The sequence below is a fragment of the Rasiella sp. SM2506 genome (assembly GCF_050859505.1).
Lineage (GTDB): Bacteria > Bacteroidota > Bacteroidia > Flavobacteriales > Flavobacteriaceae > Marinirhabdus.
In genome coordinates this window covers 2,829,133-2,849,137 of the sequence record NZ_CP193934.1, presented here as the reverse complement: position 1 = coordinate 2,849,137, position 20,005 = coordinate 2,829,133, and the positions used below count along the sequence as shown (strand labels likewise).

The 20,005-nt window shown below is 37.4% G+C and carries 21 protein-coding genes; 11 read left to right on the top strand and 10 right to left on the bottom strand.

Translation table 11 applies throughout. The annotated features are described in order from the left end of the window. Positions 1–12: 12 nt before the first annotated feature. The 6 genes from ACQ2HF_RS12815 to ACQ2HF_RS12790 form a co-directional block, all read right to left on the bottom strand. Complete coding sequence (locus ACQ2HF_RS12815; protein ID WP_432410812.1) at positions 13–1,344, bottom strand: DUF58 domain-containing protein; 1,332 nt, start codon at positions 1,342–1,344, stop codon at positions 13–15. A gap of 9 nt (positions 1,345–1,353) precedes the next feature. Further along, on the bottom strand, positions 1,354–2,370 hold the full coding sequence (locus ACQ2HF_RS12810) for an AAA family ATPase (protein WP_432410811.1): 1,017 nt from the start codon (positions 2,368–2,370) through the stop codon (positions 1,354–1,356). Continuing rightward, on the bottom strand, positions 2,357–3,574 hold the full coding sequence (locus ACQ2HF_RS12805; RefSeq protein ID WP_432410810.1) for a DUF4350 domain-containing protein: 1,218 nt from the start codon (positions 3,572–3,574) through the stop codon (positions 2,357–2,359). The genes ACQ2HF_RS12810 and ACQ2HF_RS12805 overlap by 14 nt, the downstream gene beginning before the upstream one ends. Next, on the bottom strand, positions 3,571–4,401 hold the full coding sequence (locus tag ACQ2HF_RS12800) for a DUF4129 domain-containing protein (RefSeq protein ID WP_432410809.1): 831 nt from the start codon (positions 4,399–4,401) through the stop codon (positions 3,571–3,573). The genes ACQ2HF_RS12805 and ACQ2HF_RS12800 overlap by 4 nt, the downstream gene beginning before the upstream one ends. Before the next feature lie 201 nt (positions 4,402–4,602). Further along, complete coding sequence (locus ACQ2HF_RS12795; protein ID WP_432410808.1) at positions 4,603–5,496, bottom strand: hypothetical protein; 894 nt, start codon at positions 5,494–5,496, stop codon at positions 4,603–4,605. Positions 5,497–5,523: 27 nt separating this feature from the next. Then, positions 5,524–6,516, bottom strand: a complete 993-nt coding sequence (locus ACQ2HF_RS12790) for a stage II sporulation protein M (RefSeq protein ID WP_432410807.1) — start codon at positions 6,514–6,516, stop codon at positions 5,524–5,526. A 33-nt stretch (positions 6,517–6,549) separates the two neighbouring features. Between ACQ2HF_RS12790 and ACQ2HF_RS12785 the strand changes: the two genes are divergently transcribed. The 7 genes from ACQ2HF_RS12785 (at position 6,550) to ACQ2HF_RS12755 (ending at position 12,922) form a co-directional block, all read left to right on the top strand. After that, positions 6,550–7,266, top strand: coding sequence for an RDD family protein (locus ACQ2HF_RS12785; RefSeq protein ID WP_432410806.1), 717 nt, complete (start codon positions 6,550–6,552; stop codon positions 7,264–7,266). Then, positions 7,263–7,913, top strand: coding sequence for a trimeric intracellular cation channel family protein (locus tag ACQ2HF_RS12780; protein ID WP_432410805.1), 651 nt, complete (start codon positions 7,263–7,265; stop codon positions 7,911–7,913). The genes ACQ2HF_RS12785 and ACQ2HF_RS12780 overlap by 4 nt, the downstream gene beginning before the upstream one ends. 91 nt (positions 7,914–8,004) lie before the next feature. Next, the gene (locus ACQ2HF_RS12775; RefSeq protein WP_432410804.1) at positions 8,005–8,292 is read left to right on the top strand and encodes a hypothetical protein; all 288 of its coding nucleotides are present in this window, start codon (positions 8,005–8,007) and stop codon (positions 8,290–8,292) included. Positions 8,293–8,301: 9 nt separating this feature from the next. Beyond that, positions 8,302–10,179 (top strand): DNA mismatch repair endonuclease MutL, encoded by a 1,878-nt coding sequence (gene mutL / locus ACQ2HF_RS12770; protein WP_432410803.1) that lies wholly within the window; start codon positions 8,302–8,304, stop codon positions 10,177–10,179. Between the two features lie 56 nt (positions 10,180–10,235). Continuing rightward, positions 10,236–11,015: a rhomboid family intramembrane serine protease gene (locus ACQ2HF_RS12765; protein ID WP_432410802.1), complete on the top strand. Its 780-nt coding sequence runs from the start codon at positions 10,236–10,238 to the stop codon at positions 11,013–11,015. Then, positions 10,993–11,889 (top strand): rhomboid family intramembrane serine protease, encoded by an 897-nt coding sequence (locus tag ACQ2HF_RS12760; protein WP_432410801.1) that lies wholly within the window; start codon positions 10,993–10,995, stop codon positions 11,887–11,889. The genes ACQ2HF_RS12765 and ACQ2HF_RS12760 overlap by 23 nt, the downstream gene beginning before the upstream one ends. Continuing rightward, positions 11,834–12,922 (top strand): endonuclease/exonuclease/phosphatase family protein, encoded by a 1,089-nt coding sequence (locus tag ACQ2HF_RS12755; protein WP_432410800.1) that lies wholly within the window; start codon positions 11,834–11,836, stop codon positions 12,920–12,922. Before ACQ2HF_RS12760 ends, ACQ2HF_RS12755 begins: the two co-directional genes overlap by 56 nt. A gap of 2 nt (positions 12,923–12,924) precedes the next feature. Here the strand turns inward: ACQ2HF_RS12755 and lysA are convergent, their stop codons facing one another. Further along, positions 12,925–14,130: a diaminopimelate decarboxylase gene (gene lysA / locus ACQ2HF_RS12750; protein ID WP_432410799.1), complete on the bottom strand. Its 1,206-nt coding sequence runs from the start codon at positions 14,128–14,130 to the stop codon at positions 12,925–12,927. Positions 14,131–14,295: 165 nt separating this feature from the next. Here lysA and ACQ2HF_RS12745 point away from each other — a divergent pair, with 165 nt between their 5' ends. The 3 genes from ACQ2HF_RS12745 to ACQ2HF_RS12735 all read left to right on the top strand — a co-directional run bounded on the left by ACQ2HF_RS12745 (position 14,296) and on the right by ACQ2HF_RS12735 (position 16,304). Next, entirely contained in the window at positions 14,296–15,231 is a 936-nt protein-coding gene (locus ACQ2HF_RS12745; RefSeq protein ID WP_432410798.1) for a peptidylprolyl isomerase, read from the top strand. 216 nt (positions 15,232–15,447) lie between these two features. Further along, positions 15,448–15,981, top strand: coding sequence for a YfiT family bacillithiol transferase (locus ACQ2HF_RS12740; RefSeq protein ID WP_432410797.1), 534 nt, complete (start codon positions 15,448–15,450; stop codon positions 15,979–15,981). Between the two features lie 110 nt (positions 15,982–16,091). After that, a complete protein-coding gene (locus tag ACQ2HF_RS12735) occupies positions 16,092–16,304 on the top strand; it encodes a DUF2945 domain-containing protein (protein WP_432410796.1) in 213 nt (70 codons plus the stop codon). Here the strand turns inward: ACQ2HF_RS12735 and ACQ2HF_RS12730 are convergent. Then, the gene (locus ACQ2HF_RS12730; protein ID WP_432410795.1) at positions 16,301–17,185 is read right to left on the bottom strand and encodes an alpha/beta hydrolase fold domain-containing protein; all 885 of its coding nucleotides are present in this window, start codon (positions 17,183–17,185) and stop codon (positions 16,301–16,303) included. The genes ACQ2HF_RS12735 and ACQ2HF_RS12730 overlap by 4 nt on opposite strands. Before the next feature lie 111 nt (positions 17,186–17,296). Here ACQ2HF_RS12730 and ACQ2HF_RS12725 point away from each other — a divergent pair, with 111 nt between their 5' ends. Next, positions 17,297–17,914 carry an L-threonylcarbamoyladenylate synthase gene (locus tag ACQ2HF_RS12725; protein WP_432410794.1) on the top strand — a complete coding sequence of 206 codons (618 nt, stop codon included), beginning with the start codon at positions 17,297–17,299 and terminating at the stop codon, positions 17,912–17,914. A gap of 94 nt (positions 17,915–18,008) precedes the next feature. Here ACQ2HF_RS12725 and ACQ2HF_RS12720 read toward each other — a convergent pair whose 3' ends face one another. Together ACQ2HF_RS12720 and ACQ2HF_RS12715 are read right to left on the bottom strand one after the other, a co-directional pair. Further along, positions 18,009–18,872 carry an OmpA/MotB family protein gene (locus tag ACQ2HF_RS12720; RefSeq protein ID WP_432410793.1) on the bottom strand — a complete coding sequence of 288 codons (864 nt, stop codon included), beginning with the start codon at positions 18,870–18,872 and terminating at the stop codon, positions 18,009–18,011. 118 nt (positions 18,873–18,990) lie between these two features. Further along, the gene (locus ACQ2HF_RS12715; RefSeq protein ID WP_432410792.1) at positions 18,991–19,986 is read right to left on the bottom strand and encodes a glycosyltransferase family 2 protein; all 996 of its coding nucleotides are present in this window, start codon (positions 19,984–19,986) and stop codon (positions 18,991–18,993) included. Between the last annotated feature and the right edge of the window lie 19 nt (positions 19,987–20,005).

The following is a 20,005-nucleotide window of genomic DNA, read 5'->3' as shown; positions in this document are numbered from 1 at the left end:
TCACCCACTGGTTTACAACAATCCCTTCGCCTTTATCTCCAGATATTTATTGATAGTATTTACTGTTAAATCTTCTGGAGCGGTTAGTACGGTTTGTATGCCTCGTTGCTGTAATTCGCGTACCATTACTTTTTTGTCAAACTGAAACTGCTCTGCAATAGTTTTGTCAAAAATATCTGGGATGGTGTTTGCTTCGGTTTCACTAAGTTTGCGAAGCTCGGTGTTTTCAAAAAAGATGACCACCAAAACGTGTTTTTTTGAAATTGCTTGCAAGTAGGGAAGTTGTCTGTGTAATGAAGAAATATGTTCAAAATTGGTATAGAGCAATAATAAACTACGGTGGTTAATACGTCTACGTACCATTGCCTGCAATGCTCCAAAATCTGAATCTAAATACTTAGAATCTATAGTATAAAGCGTATCCAGAATGTTATTTAAATAGGTCTTTTTAGCCTGCGCAGGTAAGAAATTACCAATTGTATTGCTGAAGTCTACCAATCCTACTTTATCATTTTTCTTTAACGCAATATTGCTGAAAGCCAACGCACTGTTTATGGCGTAATCTATCAATTTTAGTTCGTTAAAGGGCATTTTCATCACGCGGCTGGTATCGATAATGCTGTAAACCGGTTGCATTTTTTCGTCCTGAAACTGATTTACCATTAATCGTGCGTGCTTGGCCGTGGCTTTCCAGTTTACGGTACGAACGTCGTCACCCACTACATATTCTTTGATTTGCTCAAATTCCATGGTGTGGCCAATCTTTCTAATTTTTTTTAAACCTATCTGCGATAACCGATTGTCAATAGCAAGGAAGTCATATTTTTTCATTTGGATGAAAGAAGGATACACTTTCACTGGCTGTTCGTTATTGAAGGTGTAACGTTTTCTAATAAGTCCAATAATCGAGGATGCATAAAGATTCAAATTTCCGAAGATATATTCACCACGTTCTACAGGACGCACCAAATACGAATAGGTATGTCGTTGTTTTCCTACAATTTTTATAGTCTGAAAGAAATCTCTTTTCTGAAACTGGACAGGCAACTCGTCGACAATTCCAACCGTAATGGAAAAAGCATACGTATTCTCAAGTTGAACGAGCACTTCATTTGTATCACTATTTGAAAATTTTTCGGGTAAGATTCTTTTACCTTTTAAACCTTTGCTGCTGTAAAGCATAGAAATTTCAAGCACTATAAAAACTGCAATTCCCAAAACCAAAATCCACGAAATTCCATAGAGTTCCAACCACCAGTTTGACATGATGAATAAGACCACCAAGGCAGCAACCACATAGAAAAAACGCGGTGTTAAGTATAGTGATTTAAAGAAATTGATCATGTTTTGAGGTTATCTCGGGATTTCAACACTTTGTGCAATCATATCTATTACGGTTTCTGGTGTCATTCCTTCCATTTCACGTTCCGGAGAAAGAATAATACGGTGACGCAACACGGGCGCTAAAGCTCGTTTTACATCGTCTGGTGTTACAAAATCACGTCCGTTTATGGCTGCAAACGCTTTGGCAGCATTCATTATCGCCAATGATGCCCTTGGAGAACCTCCTAAATATAAATGTGGATGGTTCCTGGTTTTATCAACTACCTGTGCGATATAATTAAAGATTTTATCTTCAATTAGTATTTCCTGTACCTGCCCACGAAATTTTCTTAAATCTTCGGAAGTTAACACACTTTCAATAGCATCTGTAGGAACTGCCAATTTACGGTCGTGATGTGATTTTAAAATGGTTACTTCATCTTTAAGATTTGGATATCCCACCTTTATTTTAAAGAGAAAGCGGTCCAGTTGTGCTTCGGGTAGGGCGTAGGTGCCTTCTTGTTCAATGGGGTTTTGTGTTGCCAGGACCATAAATGGATAGTCCATTAGGTATTTTGTACCGTCCATAGTAATTTGACGTTCTTCCATTACTTCAAATAAAGCAGCTTGCGTTTTGGCAGGTGCTCGGTTAATTTCATCAATCAAGACTACGTTGCTGAAAATAGGTCCTTTTTTGAATTCGAATTCCGACTCTTTCATATTCAAGATGGATGTCCCTAAGACGTCACTAGGCATCAAATCTGGCGTAAACTGAATTCTACTGAAATCGGTTTTCAAGGTTTTTGCAAATAACTTTGCTGTAATGGTTTTTGCAATGCCTGGCACCCCTTCAATAAGAATATGACCGTTTGCCAACAACCCAACAATGAGTAGTTCGATAAAATCTTCTTGACCAATAATTATTTTTCGCAACTGTGCTTTAATAGCTTCTACTGAAGTTTTCAACGCCTCCAGCGGAATACGGTTGTTAAACTGTAACTCTTCATTTTGCTTTGGTATGATTGGGTTTTCTTCAGGATTTTCCATCTGTTATATTTTTATAAGTGGTGATTTCTTTATTTAGTTTAAGCAATGTTTCAGGTGCTATGGTAGACGAATGCTGAATTTGCTCCATAAAAGTAAACAATGCTTTGGTATCTTCTGGCGTGTTGCCACTACGTGCGGCTACCTGAGTAAAAAAGCGTGTATTGATTTGTTCGGTAGGGATACGTAAACGTGTACGAATGTATTCCATAAAGAGTGCTATTTGCTTTTCGGCAATGGCTTTATGGTCTTTTTGGTCATAATACATCCCTGCGATCGTACGGGTGTATTCGTAAGTTTTATTGGCAGGTGGGATTACCACTGGAATTTTTCGTTGCTTTCTTTTTCCTTCAAATAAAACGAAGAGTAACGCGCCAATCAACATAAAATAATACGCCCACTTCAGGTTTTTATTATTCAGTAAAATATACAATGGAGAGGTCTCGATGGGCTTACCGGATTTGTAGTGGTTGTCCCAATAAAAATTATCGCTGCTATTTATGTATGCTAAAACACCTTCAGTATATTCTACATTATCTTTTTCTAAGAGGAAGTAATTGGTAAACACTTCTGGCTGTAAATGGAGGAAAATATATCCTTTGCCAAACGGGGCTTTTATAAAATTGGGTTTCGGATCTTTAAGTTTCAGCGTGTCATGGTAAACTTCTGTGTTTCCTAAGACAATGTGCGTTAAGGTGTCCAATTCTGAAAAACTACCAATGCTTAGGTCTCGTTCAATGAGATAGGGTTTGTTGATTTTTAAATTTTCATTTACAAGTTCCAGCATAGGTTGCGTACCTAGAGTGTTTATGCTGTACTGTCTATCCTCTTTAAGGGAGAGGGTGTCTAGCAATTCTCTGCTAAAACTGTTCGAAGCAATAAATAGCGTGTTTCCCTTTTCGGTCCAACGAAGCAGTTTATCCAGCTCGTCACCATAGATACTTATATAATTATTCGTAAAAAAGTAAGTGCCTTGTACTGAAGTGTCTGCTAGAACTTCAAAGGGCGGGCGATTCGTTTCAATAAAATTTTCATCTAGTTTTTCATTCAATAAATCGTGTAAAACATAGGTGCCAAATGGAATTTTATCCATCCTGCTATAACTCTCAAACCAATTTATGGGCTGTGGTTTGGTAGCTTCTACATACACCAGAAGTGCCACTAAAACTAGTAGTGAAAACAAAGCTATTTTTTGCAGTTTTGTCATGTGGCTTTTGGAATACTACGTTCTAGGTTGGTAAAAATACTTTGTGCTTTGTTGAAATCGCTTTCGGTTACGGTAAAGTTTCCGTACCAGATATACTCGTAAATATTGGTAGCTTTTCTGAAACCAGAATTTAATTTTTCTGAAGTGACTTCGTCAAAATAATCGCTATTGGTTTTATCAAATTCATATTCAATAAGTTCAGCATCGGTGAGCCGTTTCAGGATTAAAAGATAATAATACCGCACTGCTAGGCGGTAATTATGTTGTAGCAGTGCATTATCAATCAATTTCTGAATGTCACGCGTTTTAATAATTTCTTCGTCTTCCGTAAAAAACACATCTCCTTTTGCTTTGGATTTCATAAGCTTGGCACCAGGATTCAGTTTAAAAAAGAGCCAAACTATAAAGCCAACCAGTGCTGCTACAATAATATACGGCAGTACGTGAATTACAAAACCCCAAAGCGCGCTTCCTTGACCATTGGGGAGCACCCATTCCCAAAAGGAGCTCCAGACGTTTCCTAGCCATCTAAAAAACCTGCTTATTAAATCGCCTATCCAACTCGTAAACTGTTTCCACCAGTTATCGGTTTCTTCGGGCGGTTGGTAGTTGAAATCGGGATTGTTTTTGTAGTCTTCAAGTTTGTCTTTATTGAGGGAAAGAGGTGTTTTTTGGGAATAGGTATCGTATTTGACTATTTTTTCTTCGGAAGAAAGGATGCTGTCTTGCGATAAGGCAACTTGGATTTCTTGAATTTCAGAAATAGTATCTTGTGCTGAAATTTCAGCAACTAGAAAAAATAATAAAATGAAAAGTATTCTATACAAATTTTTATTCCGCTCTTACTATTATTTTTTACCTCACACCTCACACCTCACACCTCACACCTCACACCTCACACCTCACACCTCACACCTCACATCTCACTTGCACTCGCACACCCTAACCCTAAAGGGCCCCTCGCACTGATGCATTTAGTTTGCTTAAATTCCTCATCACTCAAAGCGAACCGGTCTCACCACTCACCACTAATTACTACCCTCAGGATTTTCCCGACTTCCCAGACTCTCAATAGTCTCCATAGTTCCCGTAAAGTTTTTCTTCTCGTTTAAATTGAAATAAACAAATCCTGTAGTAATAACGATTATCACATAAAGTATATACTGCATGAGTAGTGCAAAACCGTTAAGAGCTATATAAATGCCATCAAACATACCAGAAGGATCGGAAGACATGGTCTCTGCCACCGTAAACATTTTAATGAAAAAATAGATGTATTGTGGGATTTGAGCAATCATCATTATGATGTAATACAATATTAAAATTACCAAAAGCGTAGCAAATGTAATCCACCATTCCCCTTTAATAAGCTCAAAACTATAACTAATACTATCGGTCACACTACGTTTTTCAAAAACTAGAATACCATAGGTGGTCGCTAATACTACGGCTAGATAAATTCCCGGAGCAATACAAACTAGCGTTCCCACAGCAATCATTAAACCCGTGAGAACACTTATTCCCATAAGTTTCCAGAAGTCTTTTTTAACGCCCGTGATGACTTCCTTTTTATCAATCTCACCCTTGTTCTGTATATACGATTGTATGCTGTACATTACCGCACCGTACAGTAAACCGTAATAGGCAATTCCTGCTAGAATGATGAGCACAAGAGATAAGATCACGGAAATGCCAAATTCAGAGCTGCCAAAAAATAGAGCGTTTGTATCAAGTGCTCCCAGCGAACCAAATACGGTTTGCATATAAAATACATATGCCAACACCAAAAGGATAAGTGCTGGTCCTGCAATACGGAAAATCAATCCAAAAAGCGGTTTCCATTGTAAACGAATAAACTTAAAAGTATCGGTTAAAATACTGCCTAGCTCTCGTTGTTTTTTAAATTGAATAATATCCTGCATTGGTATTTTTTAGTATTTGGTATAGGTCTATGAATTTGTAGTTGCGTTACGTTCTTTTTGTTGTAATCGTACCTTACGTTTTAATTTTAACGGATAAAAAACATAATAAAATAAAATGAGTGCCAGGGAACTGCCTATGATAAAAACGGCAAGCCAGTCTGGCATTTCGGTATGGCGGGTGACGAAGCCTTCTAAAAACCCGGCAATAATAAAAAATGGAATGGTACTAATTAATATCTTCACCCCATCTTTAGCACCTCTTACAAAAGATTGTACCCGGGAATAGGTGCCGGGAAACAAAATACTATTCCCCAAAACCAATCCTGCACATGCGGCAATAATAATTACTGAAATTTCAATAGTCCCGTGAATCCAAATTGTTCTGGCACTTTCCCAAAGTAATCCTTGTTCGTAAAAGAAATACTGAAATGAGCCGAGCATTATGGCGTTGCGCATGATAATGAAAAGTGTGCCAAGGCTTAAAAACAAGCCAAATGAGAATGCCATTAGCGCCACACGGATATTGTTTATAGTAATCCCCAAGGACATATTAAGCTCGTTCATCTCTTTGTAAACACGCATTGGGTCGCCGTCTTCAATGTTTTGAAGCGTCATGTTTACGTAGCCATCACCTAAAATAAGGCGAACAAAATCACCATCGGTAGCAGCAGAATAGGCACCCACGATAGTGAAAATTGCAAAAGTTATAAAGGCAATAAGCAGTTGTTTTTGATATTGCGCAAAAAACAGCGGAAATTCCTGTGTATAAAAAGTTATAAACCGTTTTCTGGACTCCCTTTTGGTCTTATAGATCTTTTGATGTGCTAAAACTGAAATCCCATTCAAGTAATTTAAAGTATTACTTTTTGGATAGAAAGTCTGTGCGTAGCTAAGGTGATCTGTGATTTCTACATACAAAGCGCTTAGCTCATCTGGAGGAACTTGAATATTATTCCGAAGAACGTTTTCAAATCTTAGCCATTTGTCTTTATTTTGTTTCGCAAAAGCGGCTTCGCGCATTCGTAGCAGGTTTTTTTCAAAGTAACATATTTAATGGATAATTTTCAAATAGAAACGGCGCAAAATGTAAACATTGCGCAAAACGTTGGTGGTATTGGCGAAAGGGTCTTGGCCTTTATTGTGGATTATTTCATCATATTTATATATATTATATTGGTTTCCATTGCAATATCTTCCTTGGATATTAATAGTGATTATATGTTTATTGTATATATGACGGCGGGTTTACCCATTTTTGTGTACAGTTTGCTGTGGGAAACTTTTTGGAACGGTCGCAGTCCAGGAAAAGCATTGATGAAACTTAGAGTTGTGAAACTGGATGGCTCTAAACCGTCGTTTTCAAATTATTTTATCCGTTGGTTGTTGCGTATCATAGATATTTCAGTAACAAGTGGAGCCTTGGCGCTAGTAACAGTTCTACTGAATGGTAAAGGACAGCGTTTAGGAGATATAGCGGCATCTACCACCGTAATTACCGAAAAGAAAACCATAAGTCTTTCGCAAACGCTTGTGATGGATTTGCCCGAAGATTATACACCAAAGTATCCACAAGTTACTGTCTTTACGGATGCTGAAATAAGCACTATTAAAACACTCTTTTGGGAAGCAAAATACAATGGAAATCACGGCGTAGTACTAAAATTAACCAAACGTCTCTCTAAAGTCATGGAAATTACTCCAGACGAAACGCCTATCGCTTTTATAGATAAAGTGATTAAAGACTATAACTTTTATACCCAGAACATGTGAGTGTATCCTTAATTCCTTCTTCCCCTTTAGATCTTTTCCTAATTATAGATATCTTAGGGACTATTGCATTTGCTGTTTCGGGTGCGCTAACGGCCATGAAAAAAAAGCTGGATGTATTCGGTATTTTTATTATTGCTTTTGTTACCTCGGTTGGAGGTGGAACCTTACGTGATGTGCTTATAGACGCCAATGTAGTATGGATGCGCAACCTTACATTCGTGTATGTGATTATTATAGCCACAATTCTAGCCATTATTTTCAGAAAAAAACTGAATTATGTACGGAGGTCTTTATTTTTATTCGATACTATTGGAATTGCTTTGTATACTATTGTAGGCGTCGAAAAAGGTATTGCGGCAGGTTTTCCCGCATTAATTTGTATTGCACTGGGAACTATGTCTGCTTGTTTTGGAGGTGTAATTCGTGATATTTTGTGTAATGAAATCCCTGTAATCTTCAGAAAAAATATTTACGCAACTGCCTGTATTTTAGGTGGTTTAGTATATTTTTTATTATTGAAATTTCCTATACCTGAAAACTGGGTTATCGTTATATCTTTTTCGGTGGTCATCACTGTACGATTGCTGGCTGTGACCTTTAATTGGTCGCTCCCCAGCATTTATAAAACCGAAGAAGAAGTCGAATAGCAAACTGGTACAGAAATTGTTTATAGATTACCCTTTAAAACAGCTTCAAAACTGAGACATTTTCAGTAATTTTGAAGGTAATACAAGGATTATGAAAATTAGCTTATTAAAACGTACCAAACAAAACAACCGTTACAACTATACACCCCGCTACTACAAAGGGAAAGAAGATGCAAACGAGTATAATTTCGCTAATAAATTTGAGAAGTATTACGAAACCTATAACAAAAACGATTTTGGTTCGCATTGGCGCGATGCCCGACATTCCAGTCGTACGCGCAGCAATGCAGGATTCAATAAAACCATAGTTATTGTAGCGCTTATTTTGGTTTTTGTTTGTTTATGGATTTTAGATTTTGACCTTTCAATTTTTAGCTAGCCTTTTTACATGGCAGATATTATAGCCTTATTACCAGATCATGTTGCCAACCAAATCGCAGCTGGAGAAGTGGTGCAACGCCCATCTTCTGTTGTTAAAGAGTTGTTAGAGAATGCTATAGATGCAAAATCCTCTACTATTACTTTAATCATTAAAGATGCTGGCAAAACGCTCGTTCAAGTCACAGATAATGGCATGGGCATGTCTACCACAGATGCCAGACTATGTTTTGAGCGGCACGCTACCAGTAAAATAAAAGTAGCCGACGACCTTTTTAATTTGCATACCAAAGGATTTCGGGGCGAGGCATTAGCTTCTATTGCTGCCATTGCCCATGTGCAACTTAAAACAAAAACCAATGATGCCGAAATAGGCACCACCCTATCCATTGAAGGTAGCCAGGTAACCGAACAAGAACCCGCAGTAGTTCCTACTGGTACAACTATTTCAGTAAAAAATCTATTTTACAACATTCCCGCACGCCGAAATTTTCTTAAAAGTAACCCTGTAGAAACCCGCCATATTATCGACGAGTTTCATCGGGTGGCACTTGCCCATCCGCAAATTGAATTTTCGATGCTACACAATGGCAGTCCTGTTTTTAATTTACCAGCGAGTAACTCCAGACAACGCATTGTAAATATATTTGGAACTAAAACCAATGAAAAACTGGTTCCTGTTTCCGAAGAAACCGAAATTGTAAAAGTTTCGGGTTTTGTTTTAAAACCAGAGTTTGGTAGAAAGAGTAGAGGGGAGCAATTCTTTTTTGTGAATGATCGCTTTATAAAAAGCTCGTATTTGCACCACGCAGTAAGCTCGGCTTTTGAAGGATTACTAAAGCAAGGTACGCATCCTGGTTACTTTCTTTTTTTGGATGTAGATACCAAATCTATCGATATTAACATTCATCCAACCAAAACTGAAATTAAATTTGACGATGAGCACAGTATTTATGCCATGCTACGCGCTACTGTAAAACATAGTTTAGGACAATTTAGCGTGGCTCCAGTCCTCGATTTTAATAAAGATACTGGATTTGAGACCCCTTACGAATACAGCAAAAAACAACCATCGGCACCTAAAATTGAGGTAGACAGTAGCTTCAATCCATTTGTGGACGATCGTAAACCAAGACAAAGTAATATTAATTTTCCTTTTAAAAGAGAGAAACAGCCCCATTGGGAATCGTTATATGTAGGGTTAAAAGATGCCAATAGTGCTTCTTTTTCCTCAACGGAAAGAAATGAAGCGATTTCAACAGAAGCCCTTGAATTTGAAAGTGATGAAATAACGGGCAGTTTATTTTCTACGTCAGAAAATGAAAACCAATTTACTACGTTTCAGTTACAGCAAAAGTATATTGTAAGCGCTATAAAGAACGGAATGTTGGTAATTCATCAGCATTTAGCACATTACCGGGTATTGTACGAAGAATTACTGAAAAACATTACCGTGCAAGAGGCTGTAAGTCAGCAATTGTTATTTCCTTTACAGCTTCAGTTTTCCAAACCAGATTTGGAGATTTTACATAAAATTCAAGAGCAATTGGAACATACGGGGTTCGCTTTTTCAGAAACCAAAGGAGAGCATCTTGAAATTAAAGGAATCCCTATAGCAGTAACCGAAAGCCAGGCTGAAACGATTTTAGAACAGTTAGTAAACGATATTCGAGATGAAGTGCCGGATGCAGGATTTAGTCAAAACGATCTTTTGGCAAAAAGCATGGCAAAAAGCATGGCCATAAAAACAGGAATGCCATTAAACAAAGAAGCGCAGGAACATTTGGTACACAGATTGTTTGCGTGCAAGGAACCTAGCGTTTCACCAGATAATAGACCCGTTTTGGTCACGATAGATACCAACGAGTTAGACAGAAAATTTAATTAATAAGATAAAACCTGTTACAGGGTTCAAAAAGTTGCCCGTCTACACGGGCATTGAAAATGAGAGGAATTAGCGATACGGTAAAGCACATCATTATTATAAATGTCATTTTTTGGGTGGCAACTTTACTCATAGGTTCTAATGGCGAATTTATGAACAGCCTGTTTGCGATGCATTTCCCGTTAAACGATGGGTTTAGACCATGGCAAATTATCACACATATGTTTATGCATGCCAGTTACCAAGAAGGTGGTGGGATTGTATTTTACCATATTCTTTTCAATATGTTTGGGGTCTGGATGTTTGGTACACCTTTGGAACAAATGTGGGGAAAGAAAAAATTTATCTTTTTTTATATTTCAGCTGGACTGGGGTCATTGTTGTTGTATACAGGAATCCTATATTTTCAATTCTCGTCTGCATTGGACACGTTAATCGCCGCGGGTTTTAACAAGGTTGAAATTATGGAAACATTGCGCTCCGGGGATTATATGTATGACAAGCGCTGGCTAACAGCATTGGGTGGTGAAGAAGGCGTTGTAAGTTTATTAGGCCCATTTAATGGGACCATGCTAGGGGCTTCTGGCGCATTGTATGGAGTGCTGGTTGCATTTGCGATGACTTTTCCTAACACCCCATTAATGCTCATCTTTTTACCTATTCCTATTAAAGCAAAATACTTTGTGCCTGGAGTGCTGTGTATCGATTTGTTTTTCGGATTAACATCCTACTCTATTGGTCCTATTGCCCATTTTGCTCATATTGGCGGAGCATTGGCAGGCTTTATAATGTCTTACTATTGGAAAAAAAATAGTTTTGACAAAACACGATGGAACTAATATGAACACAAGCAATCTCTCATATCAGTTTAAGACTTCCAGCGTTACCATAAAACTAATCATCATTAATTTGGTGATTTTCCTGGTGGTAAATCTGGTTGCATTTTTTATGCAAATACCCCCGGTTAATTTGGTTAAATGGTTTGTTTTACCAGATGCTTTTAGCGATTTAATTACCCAGCCTTGGGCGTTTATTACGTATGCTTTTATTCACTTTAGTTTTTGGCATTTGCTCTTTAATATGCTTTGGTTACACTGGTTTGGAACTTTTGTATTAAATCTTTTTGATGGCAAACGCTTTTTAACGGTGTATCTCTTGGGAGCACTTTTTGGTGGACTCTTATATGTAGTATCCTATAATATTTTCCCTGTTTTTGAAACATCCAAAAGCTATCTTATTGGAGCATCGGGTGCCGTAACAGCCATTATGGTTTTTATTGCTACCTACGCCCCAAATACGGAAATGCGTATCTTTAAATGGAATATTAAGCTATGGAAAATAGCCTTATTTTTAGTGTTGCTAGACCTAATAAGACTCCCAACAGGCGGTAATGCAGGCGGAATGTTAGCGCATATGGGCGGTGCTATATTTGGCTACGTGTATGGCTCACAGCTCGTAAAAGGCAACGATATTGGGAAATGGTTTGAGAATTTTATGGATTGGTTTTTAAATCTCTTTAAAACCCGAAAACAAAAACCATTTAAAAAGGTGCATCGTACAACAACCAAGGCGACTCCTCGTTCTAGTGCTACAACAGATAAGACTACGACGCAGAAAAAGGTAGATGCTATCTTAGATAAAATTGGCAAAAGCGGCTATGAAAGCCTTACAAAAGCTGAAAAAGATTTTCTCTTTAAAGCAGGTAAAGATTAAACTATTGAAAAATTTGGGGTTTTTCGGTAAAGTACTTTTTTGGATAAATTCCATCGTGGCATTTTTGTTACTTATTTCGTTTTTTTTACCTTACATTTCTCCAGAAAAATTTCCAAATTTATCGTTGTTAAGCCTTGTTGTATTACCATTACTTTGGTTAAACGCATTCTTTTTGGTGTATTGGATTTTAAGAAGAAAACGTATGTTCCTGCTTCCTGCAATTACATTAGTTTTAGCTTATTTTATTTTTAATCCGTTTTATAAATTTTCTTCGGAAGGTGAAGTAGAGGCGTGGCAAAAGAAACTTTCTGTCGTATCTTATAATGTACGGTTATTCAATCTATATGAAGACCAAGGCAATGTTGATGAAACCTCTACAGTGCTTTCTGAAATTTTAAAAACTGAAAAACCCGATATTGTCTGCCTTCAGGAATACTATGAGAAAAACACAGTAGATTTCTCAGACTATCCTTACAAATACACACATTTTGGTAAGAAAAATCACAAGCTGGGGCACGCTATTTTCTCCAAATATAAATTAGTTACTACAGGTGCTTTCGATTTTGAGGATACCTTTAATAATACTTTATATGCCGATGTAGTGGTAGGAAAAGACACGGTACGTGTGTATAATTTGCATTTGCAATCCTTCGGAATAAAACCCTCGGTAGGCGAATTACAGGAAGAGGATAAAACACGGGTACGCAACCGATTGTCCTCGGCATTTGCCAAACAAGAGCAACAAGTTAAGAAAATTGTAGCACACAAAGCACAATCCAAATATCCAACGTTGTTAATGGGCGACTTTAACAATACGCCGTTTTCATTTGTATATCAGCTTTTGGGAGCTACTATGAACGATGCTTTTTTGGAAAGGGGCAATGGGTTAGGAACCACCTTTACTTTCGATGTTTTTCCTATGAGAATTGATTATATCTTCACTTCCGAAGAATTTGAAGTTTTAAATTTTGAACGAATAGACACTACATTTTCAGACCATTACCCCATAAAAGCTACCCTTACCTGGCAGTAAGTTTAGAGTGCTATTTCAACCTGATTTGATAGCAAATCGTCGAATGTTTCCCGCTTCCTAATTAAATGCGCTTTTTCTTTGTACCACAGGACTTCGGCAGGACGATACCTACTGTTATAATTGCTGGCCATAGAAAAGCAATATGCCCCGGCGTTATGAAATGCTAGGATGTCATTTTCGGTAATTTCGCTAATGCGTCTATTATTGGCAAATGTATCGGTCTCACAAATGTATCCCACCACACTATAAAAACGTTCGCGACCTTTGGGATTGCTTATGTTTTCGATATGGTGTTGAGCATTATAAAGCATAGGGCGGATTAAATGATTAAAACCACTATCCACTTGTGCAAAAACGGTAGATGTAGTTTGTTTTACCACATTTACTTGAACTAAAAATTTTCCCGCTTCACTTACCAAAAACTTTCCAGGCTCGAAAGCTAGCGTTAATTCACGCCCATAGTTTATACAAAATTCGTTGAAACGCTTGGTGAGTTTTTCACCCATTTCTTCCACATTGGTTTCAATATCACCTTCTTTGTATGGAACTTTAAATCCGCTTCCAAAATCTATAAAATCAAGATCTTTAAAGTGTTTGGCAGTGTCAAACAAGATTTCCGAAGCATATAAGAACACATCAATATCTAAAATATCACTACCGGTATGCATATGAATTCCGTTAATGTGCATGCCAGTATTTTTTACAATACGTTCAATATGTGGTAGTTGATGGATGGAAATACCAAACTTACTATCAATATGTCCTACTGAAATATTTGTATTTCCACCCGCCATTACGTGCGGATTGATTCTGATACAAACAGGAGTTTTAGGATACAACGTACCAAACTGCTCTAAAATAGAGAGGTTATCAATATTTATTTGAACGCCAAGTTCCATGGCTTTTTCCAACTCTTTTAACGAAACGCCGTTGGGAGTGAAAATAATATCTTCTTTTGCAACGCCAGCTTCCAATGCTAGGCGTACTTCCTGTATAGAAACCGTATCCATTCCGCAGCCATAACTATTCAACACTTTTAATACTGAAATGTTAGAAAGCGCTTTAACTGCATAATTAAATTTCACCTGTTTCACACCTTTAAATGCCTTTGCTAAACGTTTGTATTGCGCCTCCATGGTTGAAGCGTCATACACATAAACAGGATTTCCAAACTCCTGCGCTACGGCTAAAAGGTCTTGGTGTGTCATTTTTCTGAAATTATAAGGATTGATAAAAATTTAAGTCGGTAAAAGTAAGCATTTATGGCTTATACTGAAGTTGATTTAATGATTTTGAAGCTAAAATTACTACCTTTGCACCTTTATTTACCGAGGCACAAAAGCAGCGGAATAATCTTTTAAAAAATTATAGAAATGCAAGACGGAATCTACGCAAAGATTACAACTGAAAAAGGCGAAATACTTGGACAATTAACCTACAAAGAAACCCCGGGAACGGTGGGGAACTTTGTAGCCTTAGCCGAAGGAAACTTAGAAAACGAAGCCAAACCACAGGGAACACCTTACTACGATGGGTTAACATTTCACCGTGTGATACCAGATTTTATGGTGCAGGGAGGAGATCCAGCCGGTACAGGAGCTGGCGGACCAGGATATAATTTTGATGATGAGTTTCACAAGGATTTGCGTCACGATACACCCGGAATATTTTCCATGGCAAACTCAGGGCCAAGTAGCAATGGGAGTCAGTTTTTTATTACCCACGTAGCAACACCCTGGTTGGATAATAAGCATACAGTTTTTGGAAAAGTGGTAGAAGGACAAGACGTTGTAGATAGTGTTGCCCAAGGCGATACCATGCAAAAAGTTGAAATTATCCGAGTAGGTTCAGAAGCACAAGCCTGGAATGCTGTAGAAAGTTTCAGAAACTTTCATGGAGCTAAAGCCGAAAGAGAAGCAGCTGCATTGAATGCAGATAAAGAATTATTAACGAGTATTTCAGAAGGATTCGAAGAAACTGAAAGCGGTTTAAGATATCAAATTATCCAAAAAGGGGATGGCGTAAAAGCTGAAGCTGGAAACAATGTTTCAGTACACTACAAAGGAATGTTTGCAGACGGTGGGGTTTTTGATTCTTCATACAAAAGAGGTAATCCAATCGATTTTCCAGTAGGAATGGGCAATGTAATTGCAGGTTGGGATGAAGGGATTCAATTGCTGCACGTAGGTGATAAAGCACGTTTTGTAATTCCAAGCCACTTAGGATATGGAGCACAAGGTGCTGGAGGGGTTATTCCACCAAACGCTACCTTAGTTTTTGATGTAGAATTAGTGGATATAAAGAAATAGTACCTAAACGTACTTGTGAAAAACAGTATTTAAAAAACGTTTCAGGAAACTGAGGCGTTTTTTATTTTTGAGTATTAGTTTTTTTATAAATGTATATTAGAATTCGTTTGTCCGGTTGAGCGCAGTCGAAACCTTATTAAACTTTCTTAAAAATAAATTCTCGACTGCGCTCGAACAGACATGTTTAAACTTTTCATATTGTCAAATACTAACTAAATGAACACAGAAGCCTTAAAATACCCAATAGGCAAATTTGAAATGCCAGAAACCATTTCAGAAAAAGACTTGCAGGAAGCCATTACTATTCTTGAACTATTTCCAGAACAGCTACGCTTGTTAACAGCACATTTACCAGAGAAAACACTTCAGCAACCCTACAGAGCAGAAGGTTGGACTATTAAGCAATTGATTCATCATATAGCCGATAGTCATCACCATAGTTATATTCGCTTTAAATGGGCACTTACTGAAGACAATCCAACTATTAAAGCATACAATGAAAAGACCTGGGCCGCATTAGAAGATAGTGACACCATGTCAATTTCGTGGTCGTTAATGCACCTGGAAGCTATTCATTATAAAATGACATATTTGTTGAAATCCTTTACAAAAGAGCAATGGGAGCGTACCTTTCAGCATCCTGATAAAGAAATGCTTACTACTTTAAAAGAAAACGCTTTGATCTATGCGTGGCACAGTAGGCATCATTTTGCACACATTAAAAATGCATTGGATACCATGGAGGGATAGTTGGATGGTGAACTGGTATGTTTTTCATGTTTTAAGCAGTGTGTACTATGTTAACAGCGTGTTAGACTGTCACCTGTTTTCAGAAACCTTTTTTATCTTTAAAATAAAAAATGATACAAGAAGGAACAAACGTACAATGGAAATGGGGTAAGGGAACTGCCAAAGGAAAAGTAACTGCTACCTACACCAAAGAAATCACTAAAACCATTAAAGGAACCAAAGTAACCCGAAAAGGAGAAGTGGGCAATAAAGCACTCTATATAGAACAAGAGAATGGTGATAGCGTATTAAAGTTAGAAAGCGAAGTCTCTAGCGTAAATTAAATTTCTAAATACGTATTTATATAGGTAGAAATCTGATTTTCTAAATCCAGCACAGCTGCTGCACTCCAATTATTTCCGTGGCCTCCTTCATATATAGTAAACGTATGTGTAATCGAAGAATTTGTAAGTGCTGTGTCCAACCGTTCTCCATTTGTTAGTGGAACCAAAGGGTCATTGTCTCCATAAAATTGTAAGGTGGGACTACTGGAGTTAGAAACGTGCTTCGCTGGACTTACAGCAATAGCCAGATCTGTGTTTGGCGGATATTGACTTTTATCTACTAAAAAATCCAGCGCCATTTGAAATTGCGGGTCATTGGTATAAAAAGGGTCGGTAAAATCTGTTGGGCCAACAATATCTACTACAAATTTTACTTGATCTGTATCGTCATACACATAATCATATTGTAGCGCTAAATGGGCACCAGCACTTACCCCAATCATTCCAAATTCTGGTAAAATTTGCAAGGTATTTGCATTGGTGGTTAGTGTAGTTATTAAACGTTCAATATCTAAAAATTGATTCGGAAAAGCAGGCGTATCGGGTAGTGTAGCCAATACATAATTCATATTTACAATGGCGTATTCTGGGTGCAAATCTCTAAGAGAGATTACAAAATTGGTCATATCTGCCTTGTCACCAGAAGTCCAACCACCCCCGTGGATTAACAGAATAACTTTTGTAGATTGAGCAGTCCTTGCTTCTGGTAAATAGAGATCGTAGGTTTGTTGTGGATGGGTACCATAGGATTGATTTAATAAAATTTCAGCTTCCAGCACCAAAGGTTCATCGTCCATAGCATTCATAGTAGTTTCGTCTGAAGAACATCCACTAGCAAACCATAAGACTGAAATAAGCATTAAGAAGGAAAAAACTTTCATAGTATCTCTTTAATAGAAATAACGCTAAATAGCTAAAATTATGCGTGCTTTCAAGTAATTCATTTTGATTTCTATAATCTCTGAAGTATCTTTAAAATCAAAATATAGGCTATGGCGCAATTTATTAAAATTTATGAAGAAAATCCTAATCCTAAGGATATCAAGAAAGTGGTGGACGTGCTACGTAGTGGAGGTTTGGTAATTTATCCCAGCGACACTGTATATGCATTGGGATGTGATATCACCAATAAAAATGCATTGGAAAGAGTTGCCCTTCTTAAGGGCGTTAAGTTAGAAAAAGCAAACTTCTCTTTTGTTTGCGAAGATTTAAGCAACTTAAGCGATTATGTAAAACAAATAGATTCTGCTACTTTCAAATTACTGAAAAGAGCTTTACCTGGCCCTTATACATTTATACTTCCAGGAAATAATAATTTGCCAACGGTTTTTAAAAAGAAAAAAGAAGTAGGAATCCGTGTACCAGATAATTCTATTGCGCGCGCCTTAGTTCGTGGCTTAGGAAATCCAATTATATCGACATCCATAAAAGATGAAGATGAAGTTATAGAATATACCACCGACCCTGAGTTGATCTTTGAGAAATGGGAGAAATTGGTAGACCTTGTAATAGATGGTGGTTATGGTGGAAACATAGCTTCTACCGTTATAGATTTAACAGGAGCGGAGCCTGTTTTAATACGGGAAGGAAAAGGAAGTCTAGAGATTTAAACCATTGTAATGCCTGTCATTTCAGAAAGTATCACATAAAAAAAACCCGACAAGCAATTGTCGGGTTTTTTAGTATTTCTAATTGAGAAGGGGATTATTGACCACCTTCTTGGCTTAGGTTTTCCATAGATGTTTCAACCATTTCATAGAATTGATCGATCTTAGGTAATACGTAGATTTTCGTTCTACGGTTAGTAGACTTATTTTCAGCTGAAGTGTTAGGTACTTTAGGTACAAACTCTCCACGACCAGCAGCAATTAATTGTGCAGGATTAGCGCCCAAATTAACTAGCTCACGAACAATCGCAGTAGCACGTTTTGCACTTAAATCCCAGTTATCCAACAATACACCACTTTTGTAAGGTACATTATCTGTATGTCCTTCTACTAAAGCTTCAAATTCTGGCTTGTCGTTGATTACTTTAGCAACCTTTGCTAAGATTTCCGAAGCGCGGGTGGTTATGTTGTAACTACCACTCTTAAATAATACTTTATCACTTAAAGAGATAAATACTACACCTTTCTCCACATTAATTTCAATGTCTTGATCATCCAAACCAACTTCTTTCTTCAAGCTAGTTACCAATGCCAATGTCACACTGTCCTTACGTGTAAGAGCATCTTGTAATCTGCGAATAGTTAAATCTTTCTCTTGTAAACTTTCCAAAGATTTCTCTAAGTTTGAGGCTCCTTTTTTAGTTAAATCGGTAAAATCACCAACTTGTCTTATTAAATCGCCATTGGTTGCATTAAGAGAAGCTACTTGACTTTTTAAGCTTTCATTTTGAGCTCTAAGTCCAGAACGCTCTTCCAAACAGTCGTTCAGTTTAACCGTTGCCGTGTTTAATAAATCTTGCGTCTTTTGTTGCTTAGTTTCTAATTCTGCGTATTTCTTTTTAGAAACACAAGAAGTAAAAAATAACCCTGAACAAAGGGCTAACACTATTAGTTTTTTCATTTTATTTGATTTTTAGTTATTTTTTAAAATTTGAACTAGATTTTACAATCTATTTCTATGCCAAAACTATAAAATGAAATTTCACTCACAGTACTATTAACAATACTTTAAGTAAAATCTACCCAAGGTCTGGATACTTTTTTTTGCTTCTGAAGAAATAGAGCCAAACTATAGATGAAACGTTATAATACGGAAAGCTGGAGGCCCACTTTTTACGTTTCTGAAGGAAGGTAGGCAACAACCTATAAAAGCTAAAATGCGCCCGTAATACCGCAAAAAAGTGAGTAAATTTACCTTGTAATAAAAACTGAAGCCCAGCAAACCCGTCCCAAACCAACCGTTGAAAAATAAGCCACCAAACGTGACTTCCCTGTACATTTTTCACTAAGGCAAGCAATGTATTTCTGAAATTATAAAACGTCTTTTGTGGGTTGGCAGCTCCCAACGTAGCACCTCCCACGTGATATACAGTAGAAGCTCCTACATATTTAATACTACCACCCAAACTTTGCAGACGCCAACAGAGATCTATTTCTTCTTGATGTGCAAAAAAATCTTCATCAAATCCTTTCAGTTGTTTAAAAGCATGGCTCGTTACAAAAAGGCAAGCGCCTGTGGCCCAAAATATAGGCAGGACATCGTTGTATTGCCTATTATCTTCCTCAAGCGTACTGAAAATTCTTCCTCTGCAATAGGGATATCCCAATTTATCAATAAATCCGCCTGCTGCGCCAGCATATTCAAATTTCGATTGGTCTTTGTAATCCAGGATTTTTGGCTGGGCAGCGACAAGCTGGTCGTCTTTTTTAAATTCTGAAAGTATAGGCTTCAACCAATTTTCGGTGACTTCTACGTCGCTATTCAGCAATACAAAGATATCTTCGGAAAGTTGAGCGAGGGCATCGTTGTACCCTTTAGCATACCCACCGTTTTCTGTATTCCGAATGATCTGTACCGTCGGAAAATTTGCTGAAACATATGCAATAGAATCGTCTGTAGAAGCATTATCCGCCACATACACCGTTGCGTCTTGAGAATAGCGTACTACCGAAGGCAGAAACTGCTCCAAAAGCGTTTTCCCATTCCAATTTAAGATGACTACTGCTGTTGTCATGATGCTAGATACATTTTTC